The sequence below is a fragment of the Arthrobacter sp. P1_B4 genome (assembly GCF_056406555.1).
In genome coordinates this window covers 1-2,598 of sequence record NZ_JBFTZW010000174.1, presented here as the reverse complement: position 1 = coordinate 2,598, position 2,598 = coordinate 1, and the positions used below count along the sequence as shown (strand labels likewise).

Annotated in this window: 3 protein-coding genes; 1 reads left to right on the top strand and 2 read right to left on the bottom strand. The window is 64.3% G+C overall.

The features are described from left to right. Both AC1D1W_RS20460 and AC1D1W_RS20455 read right to left on the bottom strand, forming a co-directional pair. Positions 1 to 327, bottom strand: a 327-nt coding sequence (locus tag AC1D1W_RS20460) for a PLDc N-terminal domain-containing protein (protein ID WP_476944671.1), incomplete at its 3' end; no start/stop codon positions are given. 96 nt (positions 328 to 423) lie between these two features. Further along, positions 424 to 870 (bottom strand): hypothetical protein, encoded by a 447-nt coding sequence (locus AC1D1W_RS20455; protein WP_028276898.1) that lies wholly within the window; start codon positions 868 to 870, stop codon positions 424 to 426. Positions 871 to 1,309: 439 nt separating this feature from the next. Between AC1D1W_RS20455 and AC1D1W_RS20450 the strand changes: the two genes are divergently transcribed. After that, positions 1,310 to 2,515, top strand: a complete 1,206-nt coding sequence (locus tag AC1D1W_RS20450; RefSeq protein WP_476944670.1) for a glutamate--cysteine ligase — start codon at positions 1,310 to 1,312, stop codon at positions 2,513 to 2,515. The last annotated feature ends 83 nt before the right edge of the window (positions 2,516 to 2,598 follow it).

Sequence of the window (2,598 nt, the reverse complement as noted above, 5' to 3'; positions counted from 1 at the left end):
CCGAAGAGCCGTGGCTTTGGAGATCTCGTCGCTCGGACTCGGTGCAGCGACGCTGCGGATGTAAGCATCCGAGGCCTCCCGGTTCTCCTGGGCCCGTGCCATGGACCGCTCCGTCATGCCCTTACCGCGGGCAATCACGTAGACCAGCACACCCAACAAGGGCACGAAGACCAGGAAGAGGATCCAGACGGCTTTCCACCAGCCGCTCAGCGTGTCGTCGCGGAACAAGTCGCCGATGACGGCGAACAACGCCCAGAGGAAGGCGATGAACGCGTATACGAGGAAGAACCACCAGAAAATATCCCAAAAGTTTTCCCAGAAACTCATGTCAACTTCCCTGCTTTCTGTAGGAGCGGTGTGGGGCGGGAATGCAGCCGGGCAGGACTGAGGCTAGCTGCAGACCTGCCCGGAGGGGCCTTGAAGTCAGCATTTAGTCGCCGTCTGGAGGTCACTGACCGCGGCCTGGACGTTGGCGGCGTCGTCCCGCAGGGAGGCGGCCGCCTGAGTAAGGGTGGCATCATCCGGGACGGCTCTGACGGCTGCGTCGAACTTGTTTTCGGCCGTCTTAACTGCGTCCATTTCGTCCTTGGCTACGTCCTGGCTGGCCTTGACCAGGTCGTCGTAGGTCTTCGCGACCTGTTCCCGTGCCGATTTGATCTGTTCTATCGTGGCACCGGGTTTGAGTGTCTGTTTGAAATTTGTCAGGGATCCGGCGAAGGCACTGGCAGCAGCGCATGCCTGCGAAACGTTCTTCTCCGCTCTGGCGCTGCTGACACTGGTGCCGGGGCTGGACGTGCCGCAGCCCGTGAGCAGTGCGATGGCTGCCCCGGCTGCGATCGATCCGGCAAGGATCGGGTGTGGTCTGGACACTGGAGGCCCCTTTCCGAAATGGAATGCGGCAGGGAACCCTGCCGCACGTAAGTCCGACCATTGTCTGCCCGAAACACGGGCGTGGGCCTCATCCGGGGAAGGTGATACGTACTGCTAGCACCCGGAATCCCCCGGCGCCCCGCCGCCAACCGGGCGCCGACCGCGGGATCTCGTACCGACATTGGGCAGCAGCAGATCCCGGCCGTCGTTACGCGTCCCGTTCCCCGGAAGGTATTGGCGATGGTGCCACGTGCGTCTGGATGACTGTCTTAGGGGCTTTTCCTTCCGGCATGTTGTTGTTGGGGATATTCTGGGGATCAGCAGCGCGAGCGGGCCGGTGATCATGGCTTGTGGAGGAGGGCTGTATAGCTTCATTGGCAGCCGCCTTGCAGTGGCAGGGCTGGAGGCCTTCCTGTTAGGAGCTGCCTTGAATTCTTCAATGACGAGACCACCCAACCGTTCTGGCGGCGAGGTTCCAAGGACGTTCGGCGTCGAGGAGGAATTCCTGCTCGTTGATGCCACGACGGGGCAGCCCGTACCCGCCGCGGAGGCGTGCTTGGCCAAGGCCCCGCAGCGCCCTGAAACCAGTGGCGGCCCATCCTTGGCTTTGGAGGTCCAGCAAGAGCAGCTCGAGGCCGTTGGCCCGGTCTGTTCCACGCTGCAGGAAGTAATTGCAGGCATCCGCGAGGGCCGGCGGCTTGCCGACGAGGCGGCCCGTTCGGTGGGCGCACGAGCTGTCGCCGTGGCTACCAGTCCCATGCCGGCCACTCCTACCCTCGTAGCGCAGCCCCGTTTCCTGAACATGGCAACGCGGTTCGGGGTGACGCTCCGGGAGCAACTCACCTGCGGCTTCCATGTTCATGTCGGTGTCAACGACGGTGAGGAAGGGGTGGCAGTCCTGGACCGGATCCGGCGTTGGTTGCCCGTGCTGCTGGCGCTGAGCGCGAACTCCCCTTTCTGGCAGGGTGCCGACACCGGATACGCAAGCTTCCGTTACCAGGCTTGGAGCCGCTGGCCGACCGCCGGGCCCTGCGAAAGGTTCGGATCAGAACGGGAATACCACCGGTACGTGCAATCCCTGCTGACTACGGGCGTACTCCTCGATGAAGGCATGGTGTACTTCGACGCGCGCCTTTCCCGGAATCACCCGACTGTGGAGGTACGCATTGCCGACGTCTGCATGGAGGCCTCACACGCGGCCGCGATTGCCGCGCTGGTGCGGGGACTCGTTGAACGGGCCGCCCAGGAATGGCGCTCCGGGATTTCTGAGCCCCGGCTGTCCGCCGGGCAACTGCGCCTGGCGGCGTGGAAGGCAAGTCAATCAGGCGTCGACGACACCCTCCTGCACCCCCTGCTGAACATTCCATGCCCGGCTGGAGAAGCGGTCCAGGTCCTCCTCTCCCATATCCGGCCAGCCCTGGCCGACAGCGGGGACGAGGAGCAAGTAACCGCGGAAGCGGCCCGGATCCTGAGCGCCGGCACAGGTGCACGCCGGCAGCGCGAGATCATGATGAGCACACAGAGCCTGGCCGCCGTGGTGYTCGAGGCCGTGGGACACACCCACGGCCTCGAACACCACGGCCCAGCCCAGGCGGTCCCGGCGCCTGCAAGCTACCTGACGGATATTCCCAGATCACGTTCCTGATGACTCGGTTGAGGATATGGGTAACGCGGAGCCGGCTCCTGCCAGCGCCCGGGCACAGGCCCGAGCCGCGGTCCTCCCTTGGA